This is a genomic window from Rhizobium sp. CIAT894 (genome assembly GCF_000172795.2).
Classification (GTDB): Bacteria; Pseudomonadota; Alphaproteobacteria; order Rhizobiales; family Rhizobiaceae; genus Rhizobium.
Map to the genome: position 1 here is coordinate 65001 of NZ_CP020947.1, position 24179 is coordinate 89179.

General features: G+C 59.2%; 15 protein-coding genes, 1 tRNA gene, 2 rRNA genes and 2 pseudogenes. 12 read left to right on the forward strand and 8 right to left on the reverse strand.

What is annotated here, in order from left to right; translation table 11 throughout:
- Window positions 1-306: 306 nt before the first annotated feature.
- From RHEC894_RS00320 to RHEC894_RS00330, 3 genes are all read left to right on the forward strand, one after another.
- Window positions 307-3198 (forward strand): 23S ribosomal RNA (locus RHEC894_RS00320).
- A 208-nt stretch (window positions 3199-3406) separates the two neighbouring features.
- A 5S ribosomal RNA gene (gene rrf / locus RHEC894_RS00325) occupies window positions 3407-3521 on the forward strand.
- A 104-nt stretch (window positions 3522-3625) separates the two neighbouring features.
- A tRNA-Met gene (locus tag RHEC894_RS00330) sits at window positions 3626-3702 on the forward strand.
- A gap of 87 nt (window positions 3703-3789) precedes the next feature.
- Here RHEC894_RS00330 and RHEC894_RS00335 read toward each other — a convergent pair.
- The 4 genes and pseudogenes from RHEC894_RS00335 to RHEC894_RS00350 form a co-directional block, all read right to left on the reverse strand.
- Entirely contained in the window at window positions 3790-7182 is a 3393-nt protein-coding gene (locus tag RHEC894_RS00335) for a DEAD/DEAH box helicase (protein ID WP_085735436.1), read from the reverse strand.
- 177 nt (window positions 7183-7359) lie between these two features.
- Window positions 7360-7851, reverse strand: coding sequence for a hypothetical protein (locus tag RHEC894_RS00340; RefSeq protein WP_085735437.1), 492 nt, complete (start codon window positions 7849-7851; stop codon window positions 7360-7362).
- Between the two features lie 176 nt (window positions 7852-8027).
- Window positions 8028-8317: pseudogene (locus tag RHEC894_RS00345) on the reverse strand (biotin/lipoyl-binding protein); the annotation flags it as partial.
- Between the two features lie 107 nt (window positions 8318-8424).
- Window positions 8425-8646 (reverse strand): annotated as a pseudogene (locus tag RHEC894_RS00350) (fibrinogen-binding protein); the annotation flags it as partial.
- A gap of 830 nt (window positions 8647-9476) precedes the next feature.
- Between RHEC894_RS00350 and RHEC894_RS00355 the strand changes: the two are divergent.
- Window positions 9477-10259, forward strand: a complete 783-nt coding sequence (locus tag RHEC894_RS00355) for a response regulator transcription factor (RefSeq protein WP_085735439.1) — start codon at window positions 9477-9479, stop codon at window positions 10257-10259.
- Window positions 10260-10377: 118 nt separating this feature from the next.
- Here RHEC894_RS00355 and RHEC894_RS00360 read toward each other — a convergent pair whose 3' ends face one another.
- Window positions 10378-10689, reverse strand: a complete 312-nt coding sequence (locus RHEC894_RS00360; protein ID WP_085735440.1) for a hypothetical protein — start codon at window positions 10687-10689, stop codon at window positions 10378-10380.
- Between the two features lie 385 nt (window positions 10690-11074).
- Between RHEC894_RS00360 and RHEC894_RS00365 the strand changes: the two genes are divergently transcribed.
- From RHEC894_RS00365 to RHEC894_RS00385, 5 genes are read left to right on the forward strand one after another with little or no spacing between them, the layout of a single operon-like run.
- The gene (locus RHEC894_RS00365; protein ID WP_085735442.1) at window positions 11075-12097 is read left to right on the forward strand and encodes a UDP-glucuronic acid decarboxylase family protein; all 1023 of its coding nucleotides are present in this window, start codon (window positions 11075-11077) and stop codon (window positions 12095-12097) included.
- Window position 12098: 1 nt separating this feature from the next.
- Entirely contained in the window at window positions 12099-13082 is a 984-nt protein-coding gene (galE, locus tag RHEC894_RS00370) for a UDP-glucose 4-epimerase GalE (RefSeq protein WP_085735443.1), read from the forward strand.
- Complete coding sequence (locus tag RHEC894_RS00375) at window positions 13079-14947, forward strand: glycosyltransferase family 2 protein (protein WP_085735445.1); 1869 nt, start codon at window positions 13079-13081, stop codon at window positions 14945-14947. Before galE ends, RHEC894_RS00375 begins: the two co-directional genes overlap by 4 nt.
- Before the next feature lie 37 nt (window positions 14948-14984).
- Window positions 14985-15488 (forward strand): DUF995 domain-containing protein, encoded by a 504-nt coding sequence (locus tag RHEC894_RS00380; protein ID WP_085735446.1) that lies wholly within the window; start codon window positions 14985-14987, stop codon window positions 15486-15488.
- Window positions 15489-15508: 20 nt separating this feature from the next.
- Window positions 15509-16480 (forward strand): glycosyl hydrolase, encoded by a 972-nt coding sequence (locus RHEC894_RS00385; RefSeq protein WP_085735448.1) that lies wholly within the window; start codon window positions 15509-15511, stop codon window positions 16478-16480.
- A 155-nt stretch (window positions 16481-16635) separates the two neighbouring features.
- Here the strand turns inward: RHEC894_RS00385 and RHEC894_RS00390 are convergent, their stop codons facing one another.
- A complete protein-coding gene (locus RHEC894_RS00390) occupies window positions 16636-17922 on the reverse strand; it encodes an ABC transporter substrate-binding protein (protein ID WP_085738802.1) in 1287 nt (428 codons plus the stop codon).
- A gap of 145 nt (window positions 17923-18067) precedes the next feature.
- Here RHEC894_RS00390 and RHEC894_RS00395 point away from each other — a divergent pair, with 145 nt between their 5' ends.
- The 3 genes from RHEC894_RS00395 to RHEC894_RS00405 are packed head-to-tail and all read left to right on the forward strand — an operon-like array spanning window position 18068 to window position 21985.
- Window positions 18068-19117, forward strand: a complete 1050-nt coding sequence (locus RHEC894_RS00395; RefSeq protein WP_085735450.1) for a LacI family DNA-binding transcriptional regulator — start codon at window positions 18068-18070, stop codon at window positions 19115-19117.
- 4 nt (window positions 19118-19121) lie between these two features.
- Window positions 19122-20978, forward strand: coding sequence for a DUF2264 domain-containing protein (locus RHEC894_RS00400; RefSeq protein ID WP_085735452.1), 1857 nt, complete (start codon window positions 19122-19124; stop codon window positions 20976-20978).
- Window positions 20975-21985: a hydroxyacid dehydrogenase gene (locus tag RHEC894_RS00405; protein WP_085735454.1), complete on the forward strand. Its 1011-nt coding sequence runs from the start codon at window positions 20975-20977 to the stop codon at window positions 21983-21985. The genes RHEC894_RS00400 and RHEC894_RS00405 overlap by 4 nt, the downstream gene beginning before the upstream one ends.
- A 21-nt stretch (window positions 21986-22006) precedes the next feature.
- On the opposite strand, the gene RHEC894_RS00410 is transcribed toward RHEC894_RS00405, so the two are convergent.
- Both RHEC894_RS00410 and RHEC894_RS00415 read right to left on the reverse strand, forming a co-directional pair.
- Window positions 22007-23284 carry a Gfo/Idh/MocA family oxidoreductase gene (locus RHEC894_RS00410; protein ID WP_085735456.1) on the reverse strand — a complete coding sequence of 426 codons (1278 nt, stop codon included), beginning with the start codon at window positions 23282-23284 and terminating at the stop codon, window positions 22007-22009.
- 40 nt (window positions 23285-23324) lie between these two features.
- A complete protein-coding gene (locus RHEC894_RS00415) occupies window positions 23325-24155 on the reverse strand; it encodes a sugar phosphate isomerase/epimerase family protein (protein ID WP_085735457.1) in 831 nt (276 codons plus the stop codon).
- Window positions 24156-24179: the final 24 nt, after the last annotated feature.

Here is a 24179-nt window from a genome sequence, read left to right on the forward strand (position 1 = left end):
GAGATAGGGGAAGGACTGGAGGTAGGAGGGAAGCTTGTCGCTCTGGATCGTTTGTTGTTCGTGGCTTCGGCCTCGTCTGATGAACGATCGGATTACCGTTGCCTGACCGCGCGGTATCGGATCCAATCTCGAGAAGCTGGTCTTAAGACAGGCTGCAAGTGGGCTGCTCGGCGTAGCTCCAATAAAGCAGACCTGTCGAACACGTCGATGGCATTGTTGGATTGACTGGGTTGTAAAAGGTAACCCGGTCTGTTGCTGTTTCCTTTGGGAGCGGGCAACGAGATGATGAGCATTGGCAATGAGAACGATTAAGTGTCGTAAGGGCATTTGGTGGATGCCTTGGCATGCACAGGCGATGAAGGACGTGATACGCTGCGAAAAGCCGTGGGGAGCTGCGAATGAGCTTTGATCCATGGATCTCCGAATGGGGCAACCCACCTTAAGATACTTGGGAATCTGATGCGCCGATGGCGCGAGAGTGAGTAGGAATTAGTGAGTAGTGAGTAGTGAGTAGTTTAAAAACTAATCACTACCGACTAATCACTACTCACTGTTTGCATCACAGACGCATGAGGTTCCAAGTATCGATAATAAGGTATCTACACCTGAATACATAGGGTGTAAGAAGCGAACGCAGGGAACTGAAACATCTAAGTACCTGCAGGAAAGGACATCAACCGAGACTCCGCAAGTAGTGGCGAGCGAACGCGGACCAGGCCAGTGGCAATTGTGATTAAAGTGGAACGCTCTGGAAAGTGCGGCCGTAGTGGGTGACAGCCCCGTACGCGTAGATATCATGATTGTCCTAGAGTAGGGCGGGACACGAGAAATCCTGTCTGAACATGGGGAGACCACTCTCCAAGCCTAAGTACTCGTGCATGACCGATAGCGAACAAGTACCGTGAGGGAAAGGTGAAAAGCACCCCGACAAGGGGAGTGAAATAGAACCTGAAACCGGATGCCTACAAACAGTCGGAGCCTGAGAGGGTGACGGCGTACCTTTTGTATAATGGGTCAACGACTTAGTGTAACAAGCAAGCTTAAGCCGGTAGGTGTAGGCGAAGCGAAAGCGAGTCTGAATAGGGCGATATAGTTTGTTGCATTAGACCCGAAACCGAGTGATCTAGCCATGAGCAGGTTGAAGGTTGGGTAACACCAACTGGAGGACCGAACCCGCATCTGTTGCAATAGATTGGGATGACTTGTGGCTAGGGGTGAAAGGCCAATCAAACTCGGAAATAGCTGGTTCTCCGCGAAATCTATTTAGGTAGAGCGTCGAGCGAATACCCCCGGGGGTAGAGCACTGGATGGGCTATGGGGACTCACCGTCTTACTGATCCTAACCAAACTCCGAATACCGGGGAGTACTACTCGGCAGACACACGGCGGGTGCTAACGTCCGTCGTGAAAAGGGCAACAACCCTAACCTCCAGCTAAGGTCCCCAAGTCATGGCTAAGTGGGAAAGGATGTGAGGATCCCAAAACAACCAGGATGTTGGCTTAGAAGCAGCCATCATTTAAAGAAAGCGTAACAGCTCACTGGTCTAAATAAGGGTCTTTGCGCCGAAAATGTAACGGGGCTGAAGCCATGCACCGAAGCTGAGGATTTGCAGTAATGCAAGTGGTAGCGGAGCGTTCCGTAAGCTGATGAAGGGAGACCTGTGAGGGCTCCTGGAGGTATCGGAAGTGCGAATGTTGACATGAGTAACGATAAAGAGGGTGAGAGACCCTCTCGCCGAAAGACCAAGGGTTCCTGCTTAAAGTTAATCTGAGCAGGGTTAGCCGGCCCCTAAGGCGAGGCAGAAATGCGTAGTCGATGGGAACCACGTTAATATTCGTGGGCCTGGTGGTAGTGACGGATTGCACAAGTTGTTCTGGTTTATTGGATTATCAGGGCAGCGGAGCGGTTCCAGGAAATAGCTCCACCGTATAGACCGTACCCGAAACCGACACAGGTGGTCAGGTAGAGTATACCAAGGCGCTTGAGAGAACTATGTTGAAGGAACTCGGCAAATTGCACGCGTAACTTCGGAAGAAGCGTGACCCCATATGAGGCAACTCTTGTGGGGTGGCACAGACCAGGGGGTAGCGACTGTTTATCAAAAACACAGGGCTCTGCGAAGTCGCAAGACGACGTATAGGGTCTGACGCCTGCCCGGTGCTGGAAGGTTAAGAGGAGAGGTGCAAGCTTTGAATCGAAGCCCCAGTAAACGGCGGCCGTAACTATAACGGTCCTAAGGTAGCGAAATTCCTTGTCGGGTAAGTTCCGACCTGCACGAATGGCGTAACGACTTCCCCGCTGTCTCCAACATAGACTCAGTGAAATTGAATTCCCCGTGAAGATGCGGGGTTCCTGCGGTCAGACGGAAAGACCCCGTGCACCTTTACTATAGCTTTACACTGGCATTCGTGTCGGCATGTGTAGGATAGGTGGTAGGCTTTGAAGCGGGGACGCCAGTTTCCGTGGAGCCATCCTTGAAATACCACCCTTATCGTCATGGATGTCTAACCGCGGCCCGTCATCCGGGTCCGGGACAGTGTATGGTGGGTAGTTTGACTGGGGCGGTCGCCTCCGAAAGAGTAACGGAGGCGCGCGATGGTGGGCTCAGACCGGTCGGAAATCGGTCGTCGAGTGCAATGGCATAAGCCCGCCTGACTGCGAGACTGACAAGTCGAGCAGAGACGAAAGTCGGTCATAGTGATCCGGTGGTCCCGTGTGGAAGGGCCATCGCTCAACGGATAAAAGGTACGCCGGGGATAACAGGCTGATGACCCCCAAGAGTCCATATCGACGGGGTTGTTTGGCACCTCGATGTCGGCTCATCGCATCCTGGGGCTGGAGCAGGTCCCAAGGGTTTGGCTGTTCGCCAATTAAAGCGGTACGTGAGCTGGGTTCAGAACGTCGTGAGACAGTTCGGTCCCTATCTGCCGTGGGTGTAGGAATATTGACAGGATCTGTCCCTAGTACGAGAGGACCGGGATGGACATATCTCTGGTGGACCTGTTGTCCTGCCAAGGGCATAGCAGGGTAGCTATATATGGACGGGATAACCGCTGAAGGCATCTAAGCGGGAAACCCACCTGAAAACGAGTATTCCCTATCAGAGCCGTGGAAGACGACCACGTTGATAGGCCGGGTGTGGAAGTGCGGCAACGCATGAAGCTTACCGGTACTAATAGCTCGATCGGCTTGATCGTTCTCATTGACTGTGCTCATCGAACAAAGTTCGATAGTGAGTAGTGAATAGGCAGTAGCGAGTAGTGAGTAGTAAACTGCTCCGCCTCTTCCCTCGCAAACATCAAAGACGTGTTCAAAAAAATGCGATGACGCTAGTCACTATTGCCTAATGGCTACTGACTACCGCCTCATCCCCCAGCTTCTCAAACATAAGTTGCGCTTTGCCGACCTGGTGGTTATGGCGGGGTGGCTGCACCCGTTCCCTTTCCGAACACGGCCGTGAAACGCCCCTGCGCCCATGGTACTTCGTCTTAAGACGCGGGAGAGTAGGTCGCTGCCAGGTCTGCAAAGCGCAACTTCATGATATAAAATCTTCTCACACAAAACTAACGGCCCAAAGCCGATCAAAGGGCCGCTCACAAAGCGGCCTTTCGTGTTAATATATACCGCGGGGTGGAGCAGCCCGGTAGCTCGTCAGGCTCATAACCTGAAGGCCGCAGGTTCAAATCCTGCCCCCGCAACCAAATTCTCTACAGCCATACCAAAAGCCCGCTGCAAAGCGGGCTTTTGGCGTTTCGGCCCTCCAAAAACAGTGGCTGTCCGATAGTTCCTTAAAACCGGTCTTCTGTCCCGCCAATCCTGGCAAGGAAGTCCCCTGCCTGGATCCTATCCAAGGAGCTCGCCGTCTCTCTGAAATAAGGCAGAGTTTCCCAGAGGGACCGGTCGCCGACGATGTAGAAACGGCGTTTGGCGCGCGTCAGGGCCACGTTCAGGAGGTTTGGCTTCGATGCTGCCCAGGCTGCGGCTCCGCTATGCTCGGCATCGGCGCCGAGCACCATGAAAACCATGTCCTCCTCCTTGCCCTGGAAAGTATGCACCGTGCCGATCCGCTCCCGCAGCCACCTCGACAGTCTTGGCGGGGATGAACGCGGATTGCCGTCCGGATCGATCCATCTTGCGTGGGTCAGAGCCTCCCGCAGACGGTTCTTGATCTCCTTGAAGGGCGAAATGATATAAAGATCCGGCAATGCGCCATCCCGGCGGTAGGTGGCGGTGAGGAGATCGACGATAAAGTCCGTCTGTTCGGCAACCATCTGTTTCCCGGATACCTTGCCCTTGATGTCGATCCAGGCGCTGTCGCCGTAAAATGGCGGGGCATCGCCGGCGGGCTGGCGTTGCCTCAGCCCGAATATCATCTTGTTTTGATAGGCGATCCGGTTGGCAAGGCTGAACATCGGATCGATGCAGCGCCGATGCACCCTGAGGGGAGTGCCGATCCAGAGCCCATCCGCTTCCCCGCCCTCGATTGTTGTTCCGTAGCGGTTGGCGGCGTCGGCCAGCATCTGCACCGATGCCATGTTCGGTGAATATTGTCCTGTCGCCGTATGGGGCGAGAGCGCAGCAGTGGCGGTAATGAGCGCACTCGGCAGGGTGAAGACCGGCTCGATCTGCTGGGGGTCGCCGATCACCATAATGCGGCGTCCCCGCAGCAAGGCCCCGACAGCGGCCTGGGGCACGGCCTGGCCGGCCTCATCGATGAAAACCCAGCCGATCGAACCGGCTTCGAGGCCGTGGAACTGCCGGGAGAAGGACGCGAACGTCGTCGACACGATCGGAACGATCATGAAAAGGCTCTGCCAGATCAATGCAATATAGTCGCTGTCGACAGGATTGTTGTTGGAAAGCAGTTTGCTGATGGAGACGATGTTGCCGCCAAAACCTCCGCCCTTTCTGCCGACATCCGCCAGCCAGGCTTCATGCAGCGTCAGCGCCGCTTCCAGCAATGCAGAACGCAAAGCCGCCAGTTCGTCCTGATGCCAAAGGCCGTCGATCTGGACCTGCTCGGTCTCAAGATCCGCAAGGCGCCTGGGTGCGGCGGGATGACCGAGAATTTCCGCCAGCCGCTCGAATTCTTCTCTTTTCGCGGACCAGATTTTCCGTCGTGACCGCAGTGCCCGTTCAGCCCGGTCATGCTCCCGCAAAGCTTGTTCCAGCATAGGCCCATCGGCTTTGGCAAGCTGATGCTCGCATTCCGCCAGCGCCTTGCGCAGTTCCAATTGCTTCAGCGCATTGGCGACAACGTCCTGCCGATGCTGCCGGGCGGGGTTGGTCGCCAGTAATCTTTTCCATCGCGCAGGCGCGCTGCGGTCGAGCAACTGTTCCTCCTCCTTCAGATCAGACAGATCTTTCCTGATGCGACGCATTTCGGCGGCGACCCTGTCGCATCGGTCCTGCGCATCTCGACGTTCGGCCGCAGCGGCTGCCACCCTTTCAAGCGCCTCGCGGCAGAAGCTATCCTGCGAAACGAGAGTGATCTCGTCATGGAGATCGGCATAACGTGCATATTGGCCGATCTTGTCGCGAACCGCGCCGTCGGCGGCATGAAAAGCTGCCGACGCTTCGGCAAAGGTCGGTCCTTCATAGCTCTTCAGCCATTCCCAAATGGTCTGCGGCTTATCGGCACCGGACCAGCCGGGCTTTGGCCGGTCGGTGATTTCCATGAAGGCGAAACGCTCCTTAAAGGCGCGGCGGTTCCTGGAATTGCCGAGCGCACAGGCGATCAGCCCCCATGGGCGGTCGCCGTCGGAAAGCTTGACGGTGGCGCCATTGTCCTTCTGGCAGGCGATCTTGTGCGCGACCGTCTGCAGATATTGGAATGACGACCCTCTGGCGATCGCGCTTCGCTTGGGAAGGTCACGCGAAATATTCTCCACAGCGGCGTTGTTGGAGGAGGTGACGACCATCTCGAAACCGGTAAGGGCCGGGATCAGCGTCGACAGGGTGGCAGTGCTCCGGTCTGCGAAAATGGCGCGGCGCACCGATCCGTCAAAGGCATCGCGCGCCGTCTTCAAGGAGGAGAGAACCCGGGCGCGCCGAACGATATTATCCGCGAACATGTCGCGAAGCAGGGTCGTCTTTCCCGTCCCCGGTGGGCCGTTGACCGAGAAAAGTCCGGTTTCGGAAAGGTCGCCGACGGCCGAATTGATCGCGAACTGCTGCATGAGGCTCATCGCCTGATGCGGTTCGCCGAGCCAGCGTCCACGGTTGAGATTGCCAGGATGCAAGGCCCTGACGATCGCCCGGCGTCCATCCTCCGAGTAGAGGTCGATCCGCTTCTCCCGGGAAAGCGCCGTGAGATATCGCCTGAGCGGCTCGGGGATATCGCCCTGTTTGACGCGCAACATCGCCCGCTCGATATCCTCGATGAAGAAGCTGTTCAGGATACCGATCTCTTCCTCGACGTTTGCGCTCTCATCCTCCGCATCGTCGGCATCGGGCGAAGGGCTCTCCTGCGGCGGCGGCAGCGAGAGGACTTCCGGTTTTTCCACCTTGTCCTTGTAGCGGATTTCAACGGCGGCGATGGGCTTCTCCCGATGCGAGGCAAATTTGGCCCAATCGCAGAGCAATTCATGCAGCGTCAGGATCTCGCCGGCATCGATCGGTTGATCGTCGATGTCCCCGCAGGACGAAGATCTTAAATGCCGCTGCGCCCGAAAATTTTGCAGCAATTCCGATAGCTGCCGCTTACTCTCGGCAAATGCCTCGGAACTGAGCGAGGAGAGGCCGGATTTCTGCACTCGTCCCAGAGCCCATGGCAGCGTGGAAACGGAAAATGTTTCGAAAATCGGCTGCCCCAGCGGTGTGAGCCGCAGGCTGGCAAAGCAGGTATCGCCATCGAGATCGCTGCGTTCGGCATCCTCATATTCGGCGATATCGGCCGCCACATTGTCGAAGTGCCTGCGGATACTGGTAATTTCGGATTTGCTGAAAACGCCGAGGAACAGGGTAAAACCGGTAATCTGTTTCTCTTCGGGGATCGCTGGGCGACTGAGTGCGGCGCCGTCGTCTTCGAGCGTTTTTCTATGCAGCCAGAAGACACTGCGCCCTTCACCTGTGACGATACGGCTGGAGAGATCGTAGGGAATGAAGAACTCGATCTTGTGCCAGAAATCGAGAATGGCCAGAAGCCGTTCTCTTTCGGCGCGATCTGCACTGGTCTGCATGAGTTTCCACTGAGGAGTTGCAAAATTGGCTTGCACCTCTTTTAACAATGATCGCAACTCAAAATCAAAGACCATGCAAACGTGGCCGGCGTCGTTCGCCGAGCTGGCGCCGCCTTCGATCGATATCGCCCGAAAGTGCGCGGCGGTTTTGGCAGCGCCACGTCCATGCGGATTAGATCAAAGCCCGCCGGAGATCTGCGGGCTTGCGTGGATGAAGGCCCACAGCGTCTGGCTGATGGCGACGATTTCGGCGATCGACTTCTCCAGAAGGTCGAGCTCACGTGCATCCATCTGCTCGATCTTGCCGTAGCGGATTTCCTTGTCGTCCTCGACCAGCCGCATCAGCTGCGTGCTGGAGATCTCTCCCTTCTCGTCGAAGGAATAGATGCAGTGATTGTATTTGTTGCGGATTTTGGATTCCTTTTTCAGCCGCGACATGGCTGAGAGGATCGCCTTCCGGTCGGATGGCGAGGTCGACGCGAGCTTGGCAAGCCGTTCGACGAGATCGATCCGGGCGCGCGTCGTGTTGAGCGTCAGGAAGACGACGATTGCCGCTTCCTTTTCGACCTTGAGAAGATGGGCGATGATGTAGATCAGCAGGCTTTCGGTGTTCGTCCAGACATAATTCAAGCGGCCGACCCGCAGCAGGACATCGGACATCGCGGCCATGCTCGCCCTTTCTTCCCCGGAGGAGACGATCCATCCCGAAAGGATGATTGATACCGATACCATGTCGAAACGACGGGCAATCCTTCACTTTTAGCGGATCGGCGTCGTTTGCCGGACCGCCTACCTTCAGCGTTCCTTGATAGCCCGGGACATGCCGTCGGCGATTGGTTTGTTGGCATCCGCTCATTCGAGCGGGAGGCGGTTGGATCGAGGATCAGCAGGATATCGCCTTCCTTCACAGTGTCGCCCTCGCTGACGCGCATGATGCCGCCCTCCAGACGCTGGACGATCTTGTTGTTGCGGTCGCGACGAAGCCTTCCTGCGCGATGACGGCCGAAGCAAGTGGCGCCGTTGCGCCGAACCCTCCGAACAAGGCGAAGAGAACCGTCAGCCCGACGATGCTGTGCATGCGGGTCGAGCGCGGCACGCCGCTGTACCATTCGAGCTGTGCCGGGCCTGTCGTCAGGTGCTGCTGTCCTCGCCGACGTCGGAGACATGCGAATTGCCGCCGATGACGCTGGCGTCGACGGTGTTGCTGAGCAGGTTTGCACCCTGAACGAGCTCGAGGGGGAAGCCAGAATTGGCAGACACATCGATATCGGCTTTAACGGTTACGTCGACACCGTTGTCGGTATTGTCGCGATTATCGTCATTGGCGGCGCCGACATAACCGGTCGAGCCGTCGTCGACTTCAGTTGAATTGACAGCGCCGTTGGCAAAACCGTCGGCGAGCGCCCCGACCTTCGTGATGTCGTCGCCGGGTGGCTTCGGGTCGTGCTGATAGTCGTCAGGCATCAGAGTGTCTCCAGAAAAAACCGGAGCAGCCTTTCGACATCCCTCTCATCTCAAATGGGATTTTGCTCGCGCTCGCTCCGATGCGTTAACATCGGCAGATGTATTCGAAACCAGTCATCTGCGGCATGATCGCGATTTGTTGATCAAATCGTTGGTATTGGGAACGTACGCACTCAGTACAAGACCGCACGTATCCAGATCATCATCCTGGATGAGGATAAGGAGTATTCAGAATTTATTTTCGTTGAGTTGCCCCAATGGAGGTCGGGCATCAAAACGCATGCAGATACCTGACGTTTCCATGTCGCCACTTGGACAACCATCAAAGATTGCTGGAAAAATTGAGGATCCGATAGATATCAATTCGGGCTAAAGGCGGATCTGCCCCGGTGGCTAGCCCCTGTCGGTGGTCGGTTGAGACCGCTTCGGTTGGGGTCGTCGCTGAGCCGCGAGCATCCCAGATACCGGCATTCGCTGCTGGGTTGAGCGGCGCCGTTCGACGGTTGCCTGTCTCATATTCGACACTTCACGAATGCTGAAATATAACAATCTGTACTGAAATATTACATCGAGCGCTCATCTATATTCAGAGCAAATATAACCTTGAAGTATCACCGACAGTAAAAATGCAACCAAAACTTTGTATATTATCGTTTTTTGCCCACTAAAACTAATCACTTTGGGCCATTTCCTTCCTTCTCAATCCGTATTAACATTATTAAGAAATGTCTAAAGAATAAAGCGGTGACATCAGGGGCTGGCATTTCATAATATTTAATACCCGACATCGCTCCACGTTTGAGTAAAGTGTAACGCTAGGGGAGGCGTATATGTTCATGGCAGGCTCAGGAATGGAGAACGCAGACCAGGGAAAGAAGTTGGGTTCATCGGGAAATACTATCCTCGTGGTCGCCAAGGCGGATCTGTTTTCAGAATGCATGGTAGAAGCGCTGGCAAAGAAATTTCCGAACTGTGAAGTGGCAAGCATAACGAACACGAAGCCGATGCTGGAAAAAGATACCGGCGATTTGAAGCTCGTTTTATTCTATCATATACCTGCACCGGAGCTTCATGAGGCACTGCAGGCTGCCCGCGAAAATCACCCGGAAACCTCTGTCGGACTGGTCGTCGAAGCCATCGACATGCTTGAACCCTATGTCAGCCGGCTGGTCGAGGCAAGGATCATCGATGGCGTCCTGCCGCTCAACCTGCGGCTCGATGTCTTCATGGCCGCTGTGGATCTGCTGATGAAGGGCGGCGAACATTTTCCGTCAGCGCTTCTCAATCGCCTGACCAACAACAACGCCCAACTGGAGCCGTCGCTCTATCAGACGAAGTCGGTCGACGTGGCGCGCACCAATGCGCTGAAGCTGAGGCGCGACAGCATTTCCGCTTTGACCACCCGCGAGGTTCAGATCCTCGATCTTATCTGCAAGGGCACGCAGAACAAGATCATTGCCGACAAGCTGCATCTTTCCGAAAACACGGTGAAGGTCCACGTCCGTAACATCTACAAGAAGATGAATGTACGAAACCGCACGGAAGCAGCATCCCGTTTCTTCAACGAGCATCCCGCCGGCGATGACGACATGTCCGGCCGGTGGCGCAACTGATCGACAGCGCGACCTTTCTTTCAGACGTGCAGACGACGTTGCCGCACTTTGAATTGCTGCATAATTTTGTCCTTGGACCGATTCCGATTTGAGGAATTATGCAGTGGCGCTATTGTTTTCAGATCGAGGGGCGCGCAAAGCAGCGCGATTTCTGTCCGAAGCCGCTTGGAGAGCAGATGTAGGGCGCTGAGCCGTGATAGGCGACGCGAACCGTTGCTGGGGCCGGGCGTTCGGGCCGATCTGCCGGATAGGCATAGGCCTTCGAGACGCGCGGCGTCTCGACCGCGTTATTTTTCGCGATGGCGGCGATGTCGTCGTTAACAACCGTGCAGGCCGTCGCTCCGATCGCAAGGGCCGTTCCACAGGCGAACATCGCAAAATGAAATAAGCACCAGCCTTTCGGCTGCGCTGCATCTCGTTTTTTCAACATGGCCAAAACCCCTCTCATATGGCGCTTCCGGATGCAAGCTCGGTCCGCAGTTCAGCGCGGCCAACCTTCCCATTTCTTCTACGTCAACTTCATTGAGTGAAGCTTGAGCAAATGCCGGGATACTCGCTCCAAGTGCAAAATCGATATAAAGTGATTAATCATTTGTTAAAATAAAGAATAGTGCGTAGTTATTTTGGATGGTTGTAATTTTTAAAGTTGAACTTGGCTGTTATCGTCATATCATTTGAATAGTAATTCTGTTATCTTAAGAATAACTGAAACGTTATTCGAGTTGTGGTAGCCGGAAGGTGAATATCAACGAGGATAATGGAGGCGCGCAGTGCATCAATAAATCAAAAGACTAAAACATGGGAAGGAGTTTGTAATGCGTAGTTTCGTTCCCAGCGAAGGCTATTCTAAAGCATCAGGCATAGCGGTGCCCCAGGGGGTAGGCACCGTTCTGGTCAATGGCGGAGCCGGGTTCCTCGGCTCGCATCTCTGCGAAAGACTTCTGCAGCGCGGCCATAAAGTCGTATGTCTCGACAATTTTTCAACCGGCCGCCGCGTCAATGTCGATCACCTCGCCTCGAACAGCCGCTTCCAGATCGTCGAGCATGATGTCCGCCGGCCCTTCGATATCCATGCGTCACTCATCTTCAACTTCGCCTCGCCCGCTTCTCCGCCCGATTATCAGCGGGACCCGGTCGGCACGCTCCTGACCAACGTGCTCGGCGCCGTCAATACCCTGGACTGCGCGCGCAAGACCGGCGCGATCGTCGTCCAGTCGTCGACCTCGGAGGTCTATGGCGACCCGAACCACAGCCCACAGCACGAATCCTATTGCGGCAATGTCAACCCGATCGGACCGCGCGGCTGTTACGATGAAGGCAAGCGTAGCGCCGAAACCCTGTTCTTCGATTATCACAGGACTTACGGCGTCGACATCAAGGTCGGCCGCATCTTCAACACCTACGGCCCGCGCATGCGCCCGGACGACGGGCGGGTGGTTTCCAATTTCATCGTGCAGGCCCTGCGCAATGCCGATCTGACGATCTATGGCGATGGTGAGCAGACCCGCTCTTTCTGTTATGTCGACGATCTCGTCGACGGTTTCCTGCGTTTTTCGGCCGCTGGCAGCGCCTGCATCGGCCCCATCAACCTCGGCAACCCGGCCGAGTTCACCGTTCGCCGCCTGGCGGAAATCATCCGCGACCTGACGAATTCCCGTTCCCGGATCGTCCACCTGCCGCGGGTCATCGACGACCCCCGCCAGCGGCGGCCGGATATCTCCAGGGCCATGGTCGAGCTGGGCTGGCAGCCCCGCATCGGGCTCGAAACGGGCCTCGCCCGCACCGTCGACTATTTCGACAGCGTGCTCGCCGGCACAGAGAAGGCGGAGGTCGTATGAGATGCCCCGCTATATTCTGGTTACCGGCGGCGCCGGTTTCATAGGCAGTCATATCTGCAAAGCGCTGGCGCGCGCCGGCATGGTCCCGGTCACCTACGACAATCTCTCGACCGGGCATGCCGACAGTGTCCGCTGGGGACCGCTTATTCGGGCCGAGCTTGCAGACGCCGCCACGCTGCGCCGGACTCTCGCAGAGTTTTCGCCCGATTGCGTCATCCATTGTGGTGCCAATGCCTATGTCGGCGAATCCGTCGAGATGCCAAGGAAATATTACCGGAACAACGTCGTCGGCAGCCTGACGCTGCTCGAGGCCTGCCTCGACCAGGATATCGGCCGGATCGTCTTTTCGAGCAGCTGCGCCACCTATGGCATTCCTGCCTCCCTGCCGATCCGCGAGGAAAGCCCGCAGCTGCCGGTCAACCCCTATGGGCGCACCAAGCTGATATTCGAGATGGCGCTCGAGGATTTCGCCGCCGCCTATGGCATCCGTTTCGCCGCGCTGCGTTATTTCAACGCGGCCGGCGCCGATCCGGAGGGTGAGCTTGCCGAGCGCCATCAGCCCGAGACCCATCTCATCCCTCGTGCCCTTCTCGCTGCCGCCGGCCGGCTGGAGCGGCTCGATGTCTTCGGCACCGATTATGCGACCGAGGACGGAACCTGTGTGCGCGATTATATTCATGTCAGCGATCTCGCGCAGGCACATCTTGCCGCCGTCAATCATCTGATGGAGGATGGCGGCTCGCTCAGCGTCAATCTCGGCTCCGGCCGCGGCACCTCGGTGCGTGAGGTTCTCGAAGCCATCCATCGCGCGACCGGCCATGAAGTCCCCGTGCGTTATCGCCCCCGCCGCGCCGGCGACCCGCCGATCCTCTTTGCCAACATAGCACGGGCCAAGGCCGAACTTGGCTTCACGCCGGCTCTCTCGGATATCGATACGATCATTCGCACCGCCAGCCCGACCTTTGGACTGGGGGTTGTCGCATGAGCGACGTCTCGCGCCTTGGCTACGGCACCAGGACGGCAAAAGCCGCCACCGCCGCGGATGCGTTCGATGCTGTTTTCACCGGCTGGAACCGCGTTGCCTATGGTTTCGGCATTGTCTGCTGGCTGGCGGCGCTCGGCTACTTCTGGATCTGGTGGTTCCAGTCCACCCATATCATTTCCGGGGCGGCCTTCATGCTGATCACCCTGGTGCTCGCCTGGATCACGCTCGTGCCGGCCTATTTCATCCTGATCTTCCTCGATGCGCGGGCGGTCAACTCCTGCGCATCGCTTCCGGAAGGGCGGGTGGCGATGGTCGTCACCAAGGCGCCGTCCGAGCCCTTTGCCGTCGTGCGCGCCACGCTTCAGGCGATGCTCGGCCAGGTCGACGTCGAATTCGATGTCTGGCTGGCCGACGAGGATCCTTCGGAGGAAACCAGGCGCTGGTGCGCCGAGCATGGCGTGCTGATCTCGACCCGAAAAGGGGTGGCGGAATATCACCGCACGGTCTGGCCGCGCCGGACGCGCTGCAAGGAGGGTAATCTCGCTTACTTCTACGACCATTTCGGTTATGCGCGCTACGATTTCGTCGCCCAGTTCGATGCCGATCATGTGCCGACGCCGACCTATCTCCGCGAGATCCTGCGTCCCTTCGCCGATCCCGGGGTTGGCTATGTCTCCGCCCCCAGTATCTGTGATGCAAATGCCGAAGCAAGCTGGGCGGCGCGCGGCAGGCTCTATGCCGAGGCGAGCCTGCATGGTTCGCTGCAGACCGGTTACAACAATGGCTGGGCGCCGCTTTGCATCGGCTCGCATTATGCGGTTCGCACATCGGCCCTTCGTCAGATCGGCGGTCTCGGCCCCGAGCTTGCCGAAGACCACTCGACGACGCTGATGATGAATGCCGGCGGCTGGCGTGGTGTGCATGCCGTCGACGCCATCGCGCATGGTGACGGCCCGGCGAATTTTGCCGATCTCGTCGTCCAGGAATTCCAGTGGTCGCGCAGCCTCGTCACCATCCTGCTGCAACATTCCCGCCACTATGTCATGCGCCTGCCTTGGCGGCTGAGATTGCAGTTCGTGTTCTCGCAGCTGTGGTATCCGCTCTTTTCCGCCTTCATGGCCGTGATGTTCCTGCTGCCGGTTGCCGCCTTGCTGACGGGCCACGTCTTCGTCGACGTCACCTATCCGGATTTCCTGTTGCACTTCGCGCCGATATCGATCGTGCTGACGCTGTTTGCCTTGTTCTGGCGGGCGACGAGAACCTTCAGGCCGCACAATGCGAAACTGTTCGGCTGGGAGGGGCTCGCCTTCATCTTCCTGCGCTGGCCATGGTCGCTTGCCGGTAGCCTGGCGGCCGTCCGCGATCACATCTCCGGTTCCTTCGTCGACTTCCGCATTACCCCGAAGGGCAGGCAGCAGCAGCAGTCTTTGCCGCTACGCGTCGTTGCGCCCTATATCGGACTCGCCGGGCTTTGCGCGGCCGCCATGGCGATTCCCAACGAGGCCGCATCCGCCCAGGGCTTTTATATTTTCGCCGCGATGAACCTCTCGATCTATCTGTCGCTGACGGTGCTGATCGTCATGCGCCATGCGATCGAGAACGGTCTGCCGCTGCGGCCGCAATCACGCGGGCTCTGGCTTGCGACGGCCACCGGTTTGGCGATCTGCGTCACCGGCGGCATGCAGGCCGGCAGCCACGGTCTGCGCAGCCTCGAAGCCCTCTCCCACGGCCAGACGATCGTAAGTTTCAGCCAATCGCAGTTTGCCGTTGCCGGCGCCGGGCTCGGCGGCAAGACCAGGACCGTGAAGTTCCGCATCAGATGGAATGGGTTCGGAAACACGGGACAGGATCAACAAGGTGTCTGAGCCGGCGGAACCGGCAAGTATCGAGTAGGAGGACGTAATGCGTATCGGATCGAGATTGTATGGGGCAGTCCTTGCCCTCGGCCTGTGTTTGCCCGTGGCGGCGCACGGTGCCGAGGCGGCGGGGACGAAGGCACCGACGCCGCTCAGCGCCTATGAGCTCTATCGGATGTATGGCGACAGGACCTGGACCTGGGGCACCGGCGGCGGCCATTTCTTCGAGGAGGGCCGGCGCTTCGTCGCCTGGACCAACGACAAGGGTAAGCAGTCTTTCGCCGAAGGCAGATGGGTCGTCGACGATCTCGGTCAGCTCTGCATGCGCGCTACCTGGACCAATGCCGAGGGTGCGGCCCGCGCCAGCACCTGTTTCGGTCACCAGAAGCTCGGCAACACGATCTATCAGCGGCGCCAGCCGGACGGCAACTGGTACGTCTTCCGCCATGCAAAGGCGCGTGACGACGACGAATTCCGCAAGCTCATTCCTGTGGATACCGTGAGCGCGAAGGCGCGCGAACTGAAGCAGGTCCTGCTGAGCCAGGAGTAGCCCGAAAAGGAGGGCGAGCCATGAAGACGCTGATGAAAAAGAACCTCTCGACCGCTGCGATAGCGCTGCTGCTGCTGTCGGTCGCGGATCTGCCGAGCCGAAGCGAGATGCAATATGCAGGCATTGTCCCGAATCCGGCAGCGAGCGTGCGGACGATCATCGATAAACGTCCGGTCGTTCATGCCGACGGCATCAAGTTCGGCGCCTACGATCCGAACGGCGATTTCGGTGCGCAGGCGAATGTCGCGACGGAACACCTGTTCCTGCCCTGGGAAGACGTCGATCTGGAAACGCTGCGTGTCGCCGATGCCTACGCACTGGCGAGAGGCCGCAACCTGCTGATCACCATCGAACCGTGGTCCTGGGACGTCGATTGGCGGCTGACCTCCGCCCAGCTTCGCGCAAAGATTCTGCGCGGCGGCTACGATGTCAACATGCGGGCGATCGCGCAGATGATATCTCAGCTGAAAAGCCCGGTGATCGTCCGCTGGGGACAGGAGATGGAAGACAAATCCGGCCGGTTTTCCTGGGCCGGCTGGAACCCGCAGGACTATATTACGGCCTATAGGCGGATGATGGATATCGTCCGCCAGGAGGCGCCCGGCACCCGGGTCATGTGGTCGCCGAAGGGCGAGCCGGGCCTGCAGGATTATTATCCCGGTGACGACTATGTCGACCTCGTCGGGCTCTCGGTCTTCGGGCTGGAGCGCTACGATGAGCTCGCCCATAACCAGCACCGGACATTCTCCGAAGCGCTCAAGCAGGGTTATGATCTCGTCGCCGGCTATGGCAAGCCCATCTGGGTGGCGGAACTCGGCTACCAGGGCGGCGACGCCTATATGAAGCCCTGGATGGAAACCGCGACGCTGAAGCAGAGCGCTTTCCCGAACCTGCAGGAAGTCGTCTATTTCAACGACCGCGATGTGCACGCCTGGCCGTTCGATCTCGGCCGGCCCGACTGGCGGGTGGTCGAGAGCCCGGCGGCCAACTGATGCCACGCAATTCCAACAAAACTGTATAGCGTTTGCGTCCGGAATTGCGTGAAAACAAAGAGATAGAGCGTTTTCGAGACTCTGGGAAAACGGAAAGGCTCTATAGAGAGGCCCGCCGGGGTTTGCGGGCCTCTCCTCTTATGTCAGGCGATCGATCATCCCTTGATCGTCGCCTTACCCTCTTCGATCAGCCGGGTCGCCGCATCGGCCGGCGAAATTCGTTCGAAGGCGAGTTCGTCGCAGATCGGGCGCAGCACGCGCTGGTCGAACTGGGTTGCGCCCATCGGCACCGGCGGCGGATATTCGCCGACCTGATCCTTGAGAAGATTGACGTATTTGACTGTTTCCTGCTCCGTCGGGTTGAGCTGCGGCAGGATGGCTTCGCGTACGGTCGGCGACATCGGCACGCCGCGCTCGACGCCGAGAATCTTGCCGGCCTCGACATCGTTGACGAAGAAATCGATGAACTTCGCGGCCGCTTCGCCGTTCTTCGTCGTGGCGCCGACGCTCCAGATCAGTGCCGGACGATAATAGTGGCCGGAGGGGCCAGCCTTCTTTTCGCGCGGCAGCATGGTGATACCGAGCTTGTTCTTGATGATCAGCTGATAGCCGATCATTTGGTTGGAATAGGCCATGCCGATCACCGATTTGCCGAGACCGAGGCAATTGGTGTCGATGGTGTTCTGATCGAGCGTCTGCACGTCGGCCGCAACGGTGCCGCCCGCCTTGCGCAGCTTCTCCCAGTAGTCGAACCATTCCGTGGCGTCGTCGGCCGTGAAGCCGAGTCCGGCACTTTCCTTGGCAAAGAGGCTCTTGCCGCGCTGGCGCAGCCAGGCATCGAACACATAGTTGTAGCGTGCCGCATAGGGGCCGCCGCCCTTGCCGGAGGACTTTGCCAATTCGACCGCGAGCTTGGCATATTCATCCCAGGTGAGGTCGGGCGTCGGCAGCGGGATTCCTGCCTTTTCGAATTCGACCGTGTCGAAGAACATCGAGAAGGAGTTGAGGCCGAGGCCGACGCCGTAGAGCTTGCCGTCGACGGTGGTCAGCTTCAGCATGTCGGGGCCGAAGCTGCCGACCTTCAGCGTCGAAGGGACGAATTCATCGAGCGGCAGGCAGGCGCCGCGCTTGGAATAGTCGGAGATCGTTCCCGGCTCGAGCTGGAAGACGTCGGCGACCGAGCGGCCGGCCATCTGCGTTGCGAGTTTCGTCCAGTAGCCGTCGCCCGAAAGCGATTCACCGACGATCGTGACGCCAGGCGTTTTCGACTGATAGAGCTTGGCGACGTCGAGCGTACGCTTGGCGCGGTCGTTGGACCCCCACCACATGGCGCGCAACGACGTGCCCTCGGCAAAGGCCGGAAAGGCGCTTCCCGCGCCGAAGGCGAGGCCGGCGGCGGCACCTGCTGACCCCATCAGGAATGAACGGCGATTGACCTGCATGATATCCTCCTTGTCCCAATATGCCTGCTGGCCATCCTCCAATGGCGTTGACGGGCATTTCCGCAAGAAGAGTACGCAAAAAAATAATTATTGCAACAAATAACGATTATCTTGCAAATTTGCGTAATTTGCATAATGTTTGCTCATGAACGATCAGAAAATCAAGCACGATCAGAAAATCAAACGGCCGCGTCAGGCCGATATCGCCACACTCGCCGGCGTCTCCGTCTCCACGGTGTCGCGCGTGCTCGCCAACGAACCGGGTATCAGTGAAACCGTGCGCCGTCAGATATTGAAGGTGGCCGCCGAGCACGGCTATCCCGTCAAACCGGCTTCGGAAACCGTTGCCGGGGGACTGGCGCTGATTGCCAGCGATGGCGTCACCGGCGGTCTCAGCGTTTTCTATGAAACCATCGTCGAGGGGCTGCGGGCCGGAGCCGCTGAAGCAGGCATGCCCTTCGAAATCCGGATGGTCCGCGAGGATCGCACGACGCCGGACGCCGTGCGCGACTATATGCAGGCCGCAGCCGCCGAAGGTCTCTTTCTCGTCGGCATCGATCCGAACGAGATGCTGCGCGACTGGCTGCAGCACAACAGGACGCCGACCGTTCTGGTCAACGGCACCGACCCCAGGACGCAGTTCGACGGCGTTTCGCCGGCCAATTTCTTTGGCGCCTATCAGGCGACCAGCCGGCTGACGCAGGCCGGCCATCGCCGAATTCTGCATCTAAGCGGTTCCCACCGCCAGACGATCCGGGAGCGCATCCGTGGTTTCGAGGCGGCGATCGCCGCCGTCCCCGGCGCCGAGGGCCGTTTCGTGTCCATGGCGCTGCAGGGCAGCGCCAGCGGTGAGGCTCATGAACGCATGGCCGCGATCCTTGCCGAGAATGCCGGCTTTACCGCCGCCTTCTGCATGAATGATTTCATCGCCGTCGGCGTGCTCGAGGCCGTCACCGAAGCCGGCCTGCGGGTGCCGGAGGATTTTGCGATCGTCGGCTTCGACGATCTGCCCTGCGCGCTGATGACCAATCCGCAGCTTTCCACCATGCGTGTCGATCGCGCCGCCCTCGGGCGCGAGGCCGTCTCGCTGATGCTGTCCCGTTTCCGCAACAGGACGGCGCCGGCGCGCCACATCTGCCAGGCTGTCGTTCCCGTTGCGGGAGGGACCGTTCCGAACGCTGAAACCCGTGAGTGATCCGATGACCTATGATCCCGCCAGCGCCAACCCGCTCGCCGGCAATCCGCTGGAAGCCCGTGCCGATATGAGCCGGGCCCTGCTTGATCTCTTCGATCCGCTGCTTGCCTGTTTTTCGAAAAGCAATGCCCGCGTCAGGCTGAGCGGCGCCGCCGCCCATTTCGACCGGGCGGCAGCCGATCTCGAAGGTTTCGCCCGTCCGCTCTGGGGATTGGCGCCGCTCGGCGCCGGCGGCGGCGACTTCGCCCATTGGCATCGTTTTGCCGAAGGCCTCGCAAACGGCACCGATCCCGCCCATCCCGAATATTGGGGAACGGTCAATGGCCGAGATCAGCGCATGGTCGAACTTGCCGCTCTCGGTTTTGCCCTGGCGCTGGTGCCGGAAAAGATCTGGGAACCACTCGATCAGCGCGCCCGCGGCAATGTCATCGCCTATCTCAAACATGCCAGGCAATTCGACTATGCCGACAACAACTGGAAATTCTTCCGCATCTTCGTCGACATCGCCCTCGATCGCCTCGGCGCCGATTTCGATCGCAACCTGACGCGGCAATATTTGCAGGAACTCGAAGGCTTCTATATCGGCGACGGCTGGTATCGCGACGGCAGTGTGCGCCGCATCGATCACTACATTCCCTTCGCCATGCATTTCTATGGGCTGATCTATTCGAAGCTCGTCGATGACGATTACGCCAAGCGCTACCGCGAGCGGGCGATCCTGTTCGCCCGGGATTTCCGCCACTGGTTTGCCGCCGATGGCGCAACGATTCCATTCGGCCGCAGCCTGACCTATCGCTTCGCCTGCGCCGGCTTCTGGTCGGCGCTCGCCTTTGCCGATCTCGAGGCTCTGCCCTGGGGCGAGGTCAAGCATCTCTGCCTGCAGCATCTGCGCTGGTGGAGGGACAAGCCGATCGCCGATCGTGACGGCGTGCTGTCGATCGGTTTCGGCTATCCGAACCTCTTGATGTCGGAGAGCTACAACTCCGCCGGCTCGCCCTACTGGGCGTTGAAGGCCTTTCTGCCGCTGGCGATCCCGCAGGATCATCCGTTCTGGACCGCTGAGGAGAAGGCGCCGGAGCCGTCGTCAGCAGCCGTCCCGCAGCGCCATCCCGGCATGGTGATCATGCGGGCGGGCGGTGACGTCGTGGCGCTATCTTCCGGCCAGGAAAACCTGCAGATGCGCTTCGGCACCGAGAAATACGCAAAATTCGCATATTCGGCCCGTTATGGCTTCAGCGTCGAGTCGGATGAGCGCGGCTTTGCGCTGGCCGCCTTCGATTCGATGCTGGCTTTCAGCGATGACGGCCTGCACTACCGCGTGCGTGAAACGAATGAGGAGGCCCGGCTCGCGGGGGATGTGCTTCATTCGAAATGGTCGCCCTTCCCCGATGCCGAAGTCGAAACCTGGCTCGTGCCCGCGGCCCCCTGGCATATCCGCCTTCACCGGATCAGGTCGGGCCGGCCGCTGCGGATTGCCGAAGGCGGCTTTGCCATCGGCCGCCGCGATTTCGAGCAGGATAGGCTGTCGGCTTCGGAGGGGGCAGCCTATGCGATCGGTGAAGCCGATTTCACCGGCATTCTGGATCTCGGTTCCTCGGTCAAGCGCGCGGGGCTGGCGCAGAAGGCGCAGCCCAACACCAATGTGATCTTTGCCAAAACCATCGTGCCGCAGCTGCGGGGTCAGATTCCGGCCGGCGAAACCATTCTGGTGACGGCGGTGCTGGCACTTGACGATCCCGCTGCCGTTTCGTCGGCCTGGAAGCGGCCGCCGCAGGCACCCGACCTTGCGGCGCTGGAGGCCCTGGTGCGGGAAAAGGGCGTGACCGTCAGCGCCATCGAAGCGCCGGGGCAGATGCCATGAGCCGTCCGGCGATCGTCCTTGCCATGGAGCCGTCGCGCACGGAGCATGTCCTGCCCGATGAGATCCTGCGCCGGCTCGATACGATCGGTCGCCTGCTCGACCCCGAGCCGCTGCAGCGGTTGGACGACGCGCGGGCAAGACGCCTGCTTTCCGAAGCGGAGATCCTGATCACCGGCTGGGGTGCGCCCTATGTCGGGCCTGAGATTCCCGCTGCCGCGCCGCGGCTGCGCCTCGTCGTCCATGCCGCGGGCACGGTCAAGGGCATCATTGATGACTCCATCTTCGATGCCGGCATAGCGGTCAGCCACGCGGCCGAGGCCAACGCCGTGCCGGTTGCCGAATTCACGCTGGCTGCGATCCTCTTCGCCGGCAAACGCGCCTTCCGTTTCCGCGATCTCTACGTCGCCGACCGCGACCGCGATCGGACCTATCCGATGCAGCGCGAAGCGATCGGAAACTACGGCCGAACCCTCGGCATTATCGGCGCCTCGCGCATCGGCCGGCGGGTGATCGAACTCTTGAAACCCTTTGACTACAGGTTGCTGCTGTTCGATCCCATGCTCGATGCCGCCGAGGCCGCGCGATTGGGGGCGGAGAAGGTCGACCTCGACGAGTTGATGCGGCGAGCCGATATCGTTTCCCTGCATGCGCCGTCACTGCCCTCGACGCAGCATATGATCGATGCGCGAAGACTGTCGCTGATGAAGGACGGGGCGACTCTCATCAACACCGCGCGCGGCATTCTCATCGATGAGGCCGCCTTGCTTTCGGAGCTGAAGACCGGCCGCATCGACGCTGTTATCGATGTGACCGATCCGGAGATTCCAGACCCAGGTTCGGTCTTCTACGATCTGCCGAATGTTTTCCTGACACCGCACATCGCCGGCGCCATCGGCCTGGAACGGGCACGTCTCGGCGCGATGGCGGCGGATGAGGTCGAGCGTTTTGCGACCGGCCGGCCGCTGCTCTACGGGATCAGCCGTGAAAATCTCGAAAACATCGCCTGAAGCGTCGCGCCGGCCCTGAGGTCAGCGCGGCGTTTTCAAGGAATTGGGCGAACCGTCATTGGCAAGCTCGGGCATCAGTTCGGCAATCTCGACCACCTTGCCCGTGCGCGAGCTCGTCAGCGCCGCAATGCCGCAGAGCACGGACATGGCGCCCGCCCGCGTGCCGGCACGCTGGCCAAGCCTGTCTTCCGTGTCGGGCTTGAAGATCATGTTGCGCATCCGGTCGTCGCCGCCGTAATGGCCGCCGGTGAAATGCGGCACGACGATGCGTTCGACAGCTTCCTTGCCATTCGGGAAATTGCGGATGAGCAGGATCGTATCCTGCTTCGGCTCTTCCCAGGGCTGAGCCTCGTACTGGCGGATTTCGATACGGCCTTTCGTTCCGTTGAAGGCCAGGTGATGGCCCTCGATCGGCTGGAAAGTATTCAACGAATAGGAGACATGGACGTTGTTCCGGTAGCGGATGGAAACGACCATCGTATCGGGAATATCGATGTCTTCGCGGAAAACGCAGCCGTCGCGGAAATAGCCGTCGATCTCTGAGGGGTCTTCGTAGAGCTGATCGAGGAAGGGATCCTTTTCGAGATCGAGATAGTAGTCGCATTCATGAGCGTGCGGACAGAGCTTGCAGCGGGGGCCGCGGAACGGCCCCTTGCGGCCGTAGTTCTGCAGGTCGGCAAACGAGGTGACGGCTTCCGGATCGCTGTCGAGATACCAGTTCAGCAGATCGAAATGGTGGGTGGCCTTGTGAACGAACAGGCTGCCGGAATTTTCCGTATAGGCATGCCAACGGCGGAAATAATCGGCGCCGTGTTTGGTGTTGAGATACCAGTGAAAATCGACTGAGGTCACCCGGCCGATCTCGCCGGCATTCAGCAGTTCCTTGATTTTCGCGGCCGTCGGCGCATAGCGATAGTTGAAGGAGACGTCGACCCGGCGGCCGGTGCGCTTTTCGGCGTCGAGAATCCGGCGAATTTTCTCGATCGAGGTGGTCATCGGCTTTTCGGTGATGACATCGATGCCGGATTCCAGCGCCCGCACGATGATATCGTCATGCGTATGGTCGGGTGTGCAGACGATGGCGAGATCCGGCCTCTGCTCGGCAAGCATGGAATCGATATTGTCGTAGAGCGGCGCATTGCTGCCGATCATGTTGCGGGCGCGCTCGCCGCGCAGCGAATTCTTTTCGACGATGGCGGTGAGGTCGACATGTTCGCGCCAGCCGGCAAGCAGGTCCTTGCCCCACATGGTGGTGCCGCGGTTTCCGGTGCCGATCAGGGCAAAACGGCGTTTCTCCATCGGATGATCTCCTTCGCACGTGATGAAACAAATACTGAAATCAGATCTGGCAGCAGCTTCGGAAGCGCTCGACGCAGGTGGCGATTACCTCGTCGGCCGGACGCTTCCACCAGTTTTCGGCCGAAAAGATCTCCACCTCCTGCGCCCCGAAGAACCCGGCAGCCTCGATCATCCGTCTTATGCCTTTGAGATCGATGACGCCATCGCCCATCATGCCGCGGTCGAGCAGCATGTCCTTGGTCGGCGCCAGCCAGTCGCAGATGTGATGGGCGAAGATGCGTTTCATCCGGCCGGCGCGGGCAATCTGACCGGCGAGGTCGGGGTCCCACCAGACATGATAGACATCGATGGCAACGCCGACATCCTCGCCGAGCGGCTCGCACATATCCAGCGCCTGGCCGAGCGTGTTCACGCAGGCCCGGTCGGCGGCATACATCGGATGCAGCGGTTCGATCGCGAGCTTCACGCCCGCAGCCTGCGCATGCGGCAGCACGGCGGCAATGCCGTCGAACACCATCTGGCGAGCCGCGACGATATCCTTCGAAGCGCCCGGCAGGCCGCCGACGACGAGCACGAGGCAATCGGCGGCCAAGGCTGCCGCCTCGTCGATCGCACGCCTGTTGTCGTCAAGGTTCTTCTGCCAGTCGGCCTCGCTTGCCGCCGGAAAGAAGCCGCCGCGGCAAAGCCCGGTCAGCTTTATGCCGTTCGATTTGACGATCCGCACCGCCTCGTCGAGACCGATCTTGGCGACCTGGTCGCGCCAGGGCGCGATCGAGGTGATGCCGTGCTTCAGGCAGATATCGACGGCCTCGGCAAAGCCGCATTGCTCGCGGATTGTCGCCAGATTGATCGAAAGTCCTTCGACCTGCATTTCATTCTCCTCCCATTCCGAACT

Excerpts from the sequence above, each read along its gene's own strand:
- RHEC894_RS00395 (WP_085735450.1), top strand. The coding sequence starts at position 18,068 with ATGAACGATCAGAAAATCAAGCACGATCAGAAAATCAAACGGCCGCGT.
- RHEC894_RS00390 (WP_085738802.1), bottom strand. The coding sequence starts at position 17,922 with ATGCAGGTCAATCGCCGTTCATTCCTGATGGGGTCAGCAGGTGCCGCC.
- galE (WP_085735443.1), top strand. The coding sequence starts at position 12,099 with ATGCCCCGCTATATTCTGGTTACCGGCGGCGCCGGTTTCATAGGCAGT.
- RHEC894_RS00410 (WP_085735456.1), bottom strand. The coding sequence starts at position 23,284 with ATGGAGAAACGCCGTTTTGCCCTGATCGGCACCGGAAACCGCGGCACC.
- RHEC894_RS00360 (WP_085735440.1), bottom strand. The coding sequence starts at position 10,689 with ATGTTGAAAAAACGAGATGCAGCGCAGCCGAAAGGCTGGTGCTTATTT.
- RHEC894_RS00365 (WP_085735442.1), top strand. The coding sequence starts at position 11,075 with ATGCGTAGTTTCGTTCCCAGCGAAGGCTATTCTAAAGCATCAGGCATA.
- RHEC894_RS00385 (WP_085735448.1), top strand. The coding sequence starts at position 15,509 with ATGAAGACGCTGATGAAAAAGAACCTCTCGACCGCTGCGATAGCGCTG.
- RHEC894_RS00340 (WP_085735437.1), bottom strand. The coding sequence starts at position 7,851 with ATGGCCGCGATGTCCGATGTCCTGCTGCGGGTCGGCCGCTTGAATTAT.
- RHEC894_RS00355 (WP_085735439.1), top strand. The coding sequence starts at position 9,477 with ATGTTCATGGCAGGCTCAGGAATGGAGAACGCAGACCAGGGAAAGAAG.
- RHEC894_RS00405 (WP_085735454.1), top strand. The coding sequence starts at position 20,975 with ATGAGCCGTCCGGCGATCGTCCTTGCCATGGAGCCGTCGCGCACGGAG.
- RHEC894_RS00400 (WP_085735452.1), top strand. The coding sequence starts at position 19,122 with ATGACCTATGATCCCGCCAGCGCCAACCCGCTCGCCGGCAATCCGCTG.
- RHEC894_RS00380 (WP_085735446.1), top strand. The coding sequence starts at position 14,985 with ATGCGTATCGGATCGAGATTGTATGGGGCAGTCCTTGCCCTCGGCCTG.
- RHEC894_RS00375 (WP_085735445.1), top strand. The coding sequence starts at position 13,079 with ATGAGCGACGTCTCGCGCCTTGGCTACGGCACCAGGACGGCAAAAGCC.
- RHEC894_RS00335 (WP_085735436.1), bottom strand. The coding sequence starts at position 7,182 with ATGCAGACCAGTGCAGATCGCGCCGAAAGAGAACGGCTTCTGGCCATT.
- RHEC894_RS00415 (WP_085735457.1), bottom strand. The coding sequence starts at position 24,155 with ATGCAGGTCGAAGGACTTTCGATCAATCTGGCGACAATCCGCGAGCAA.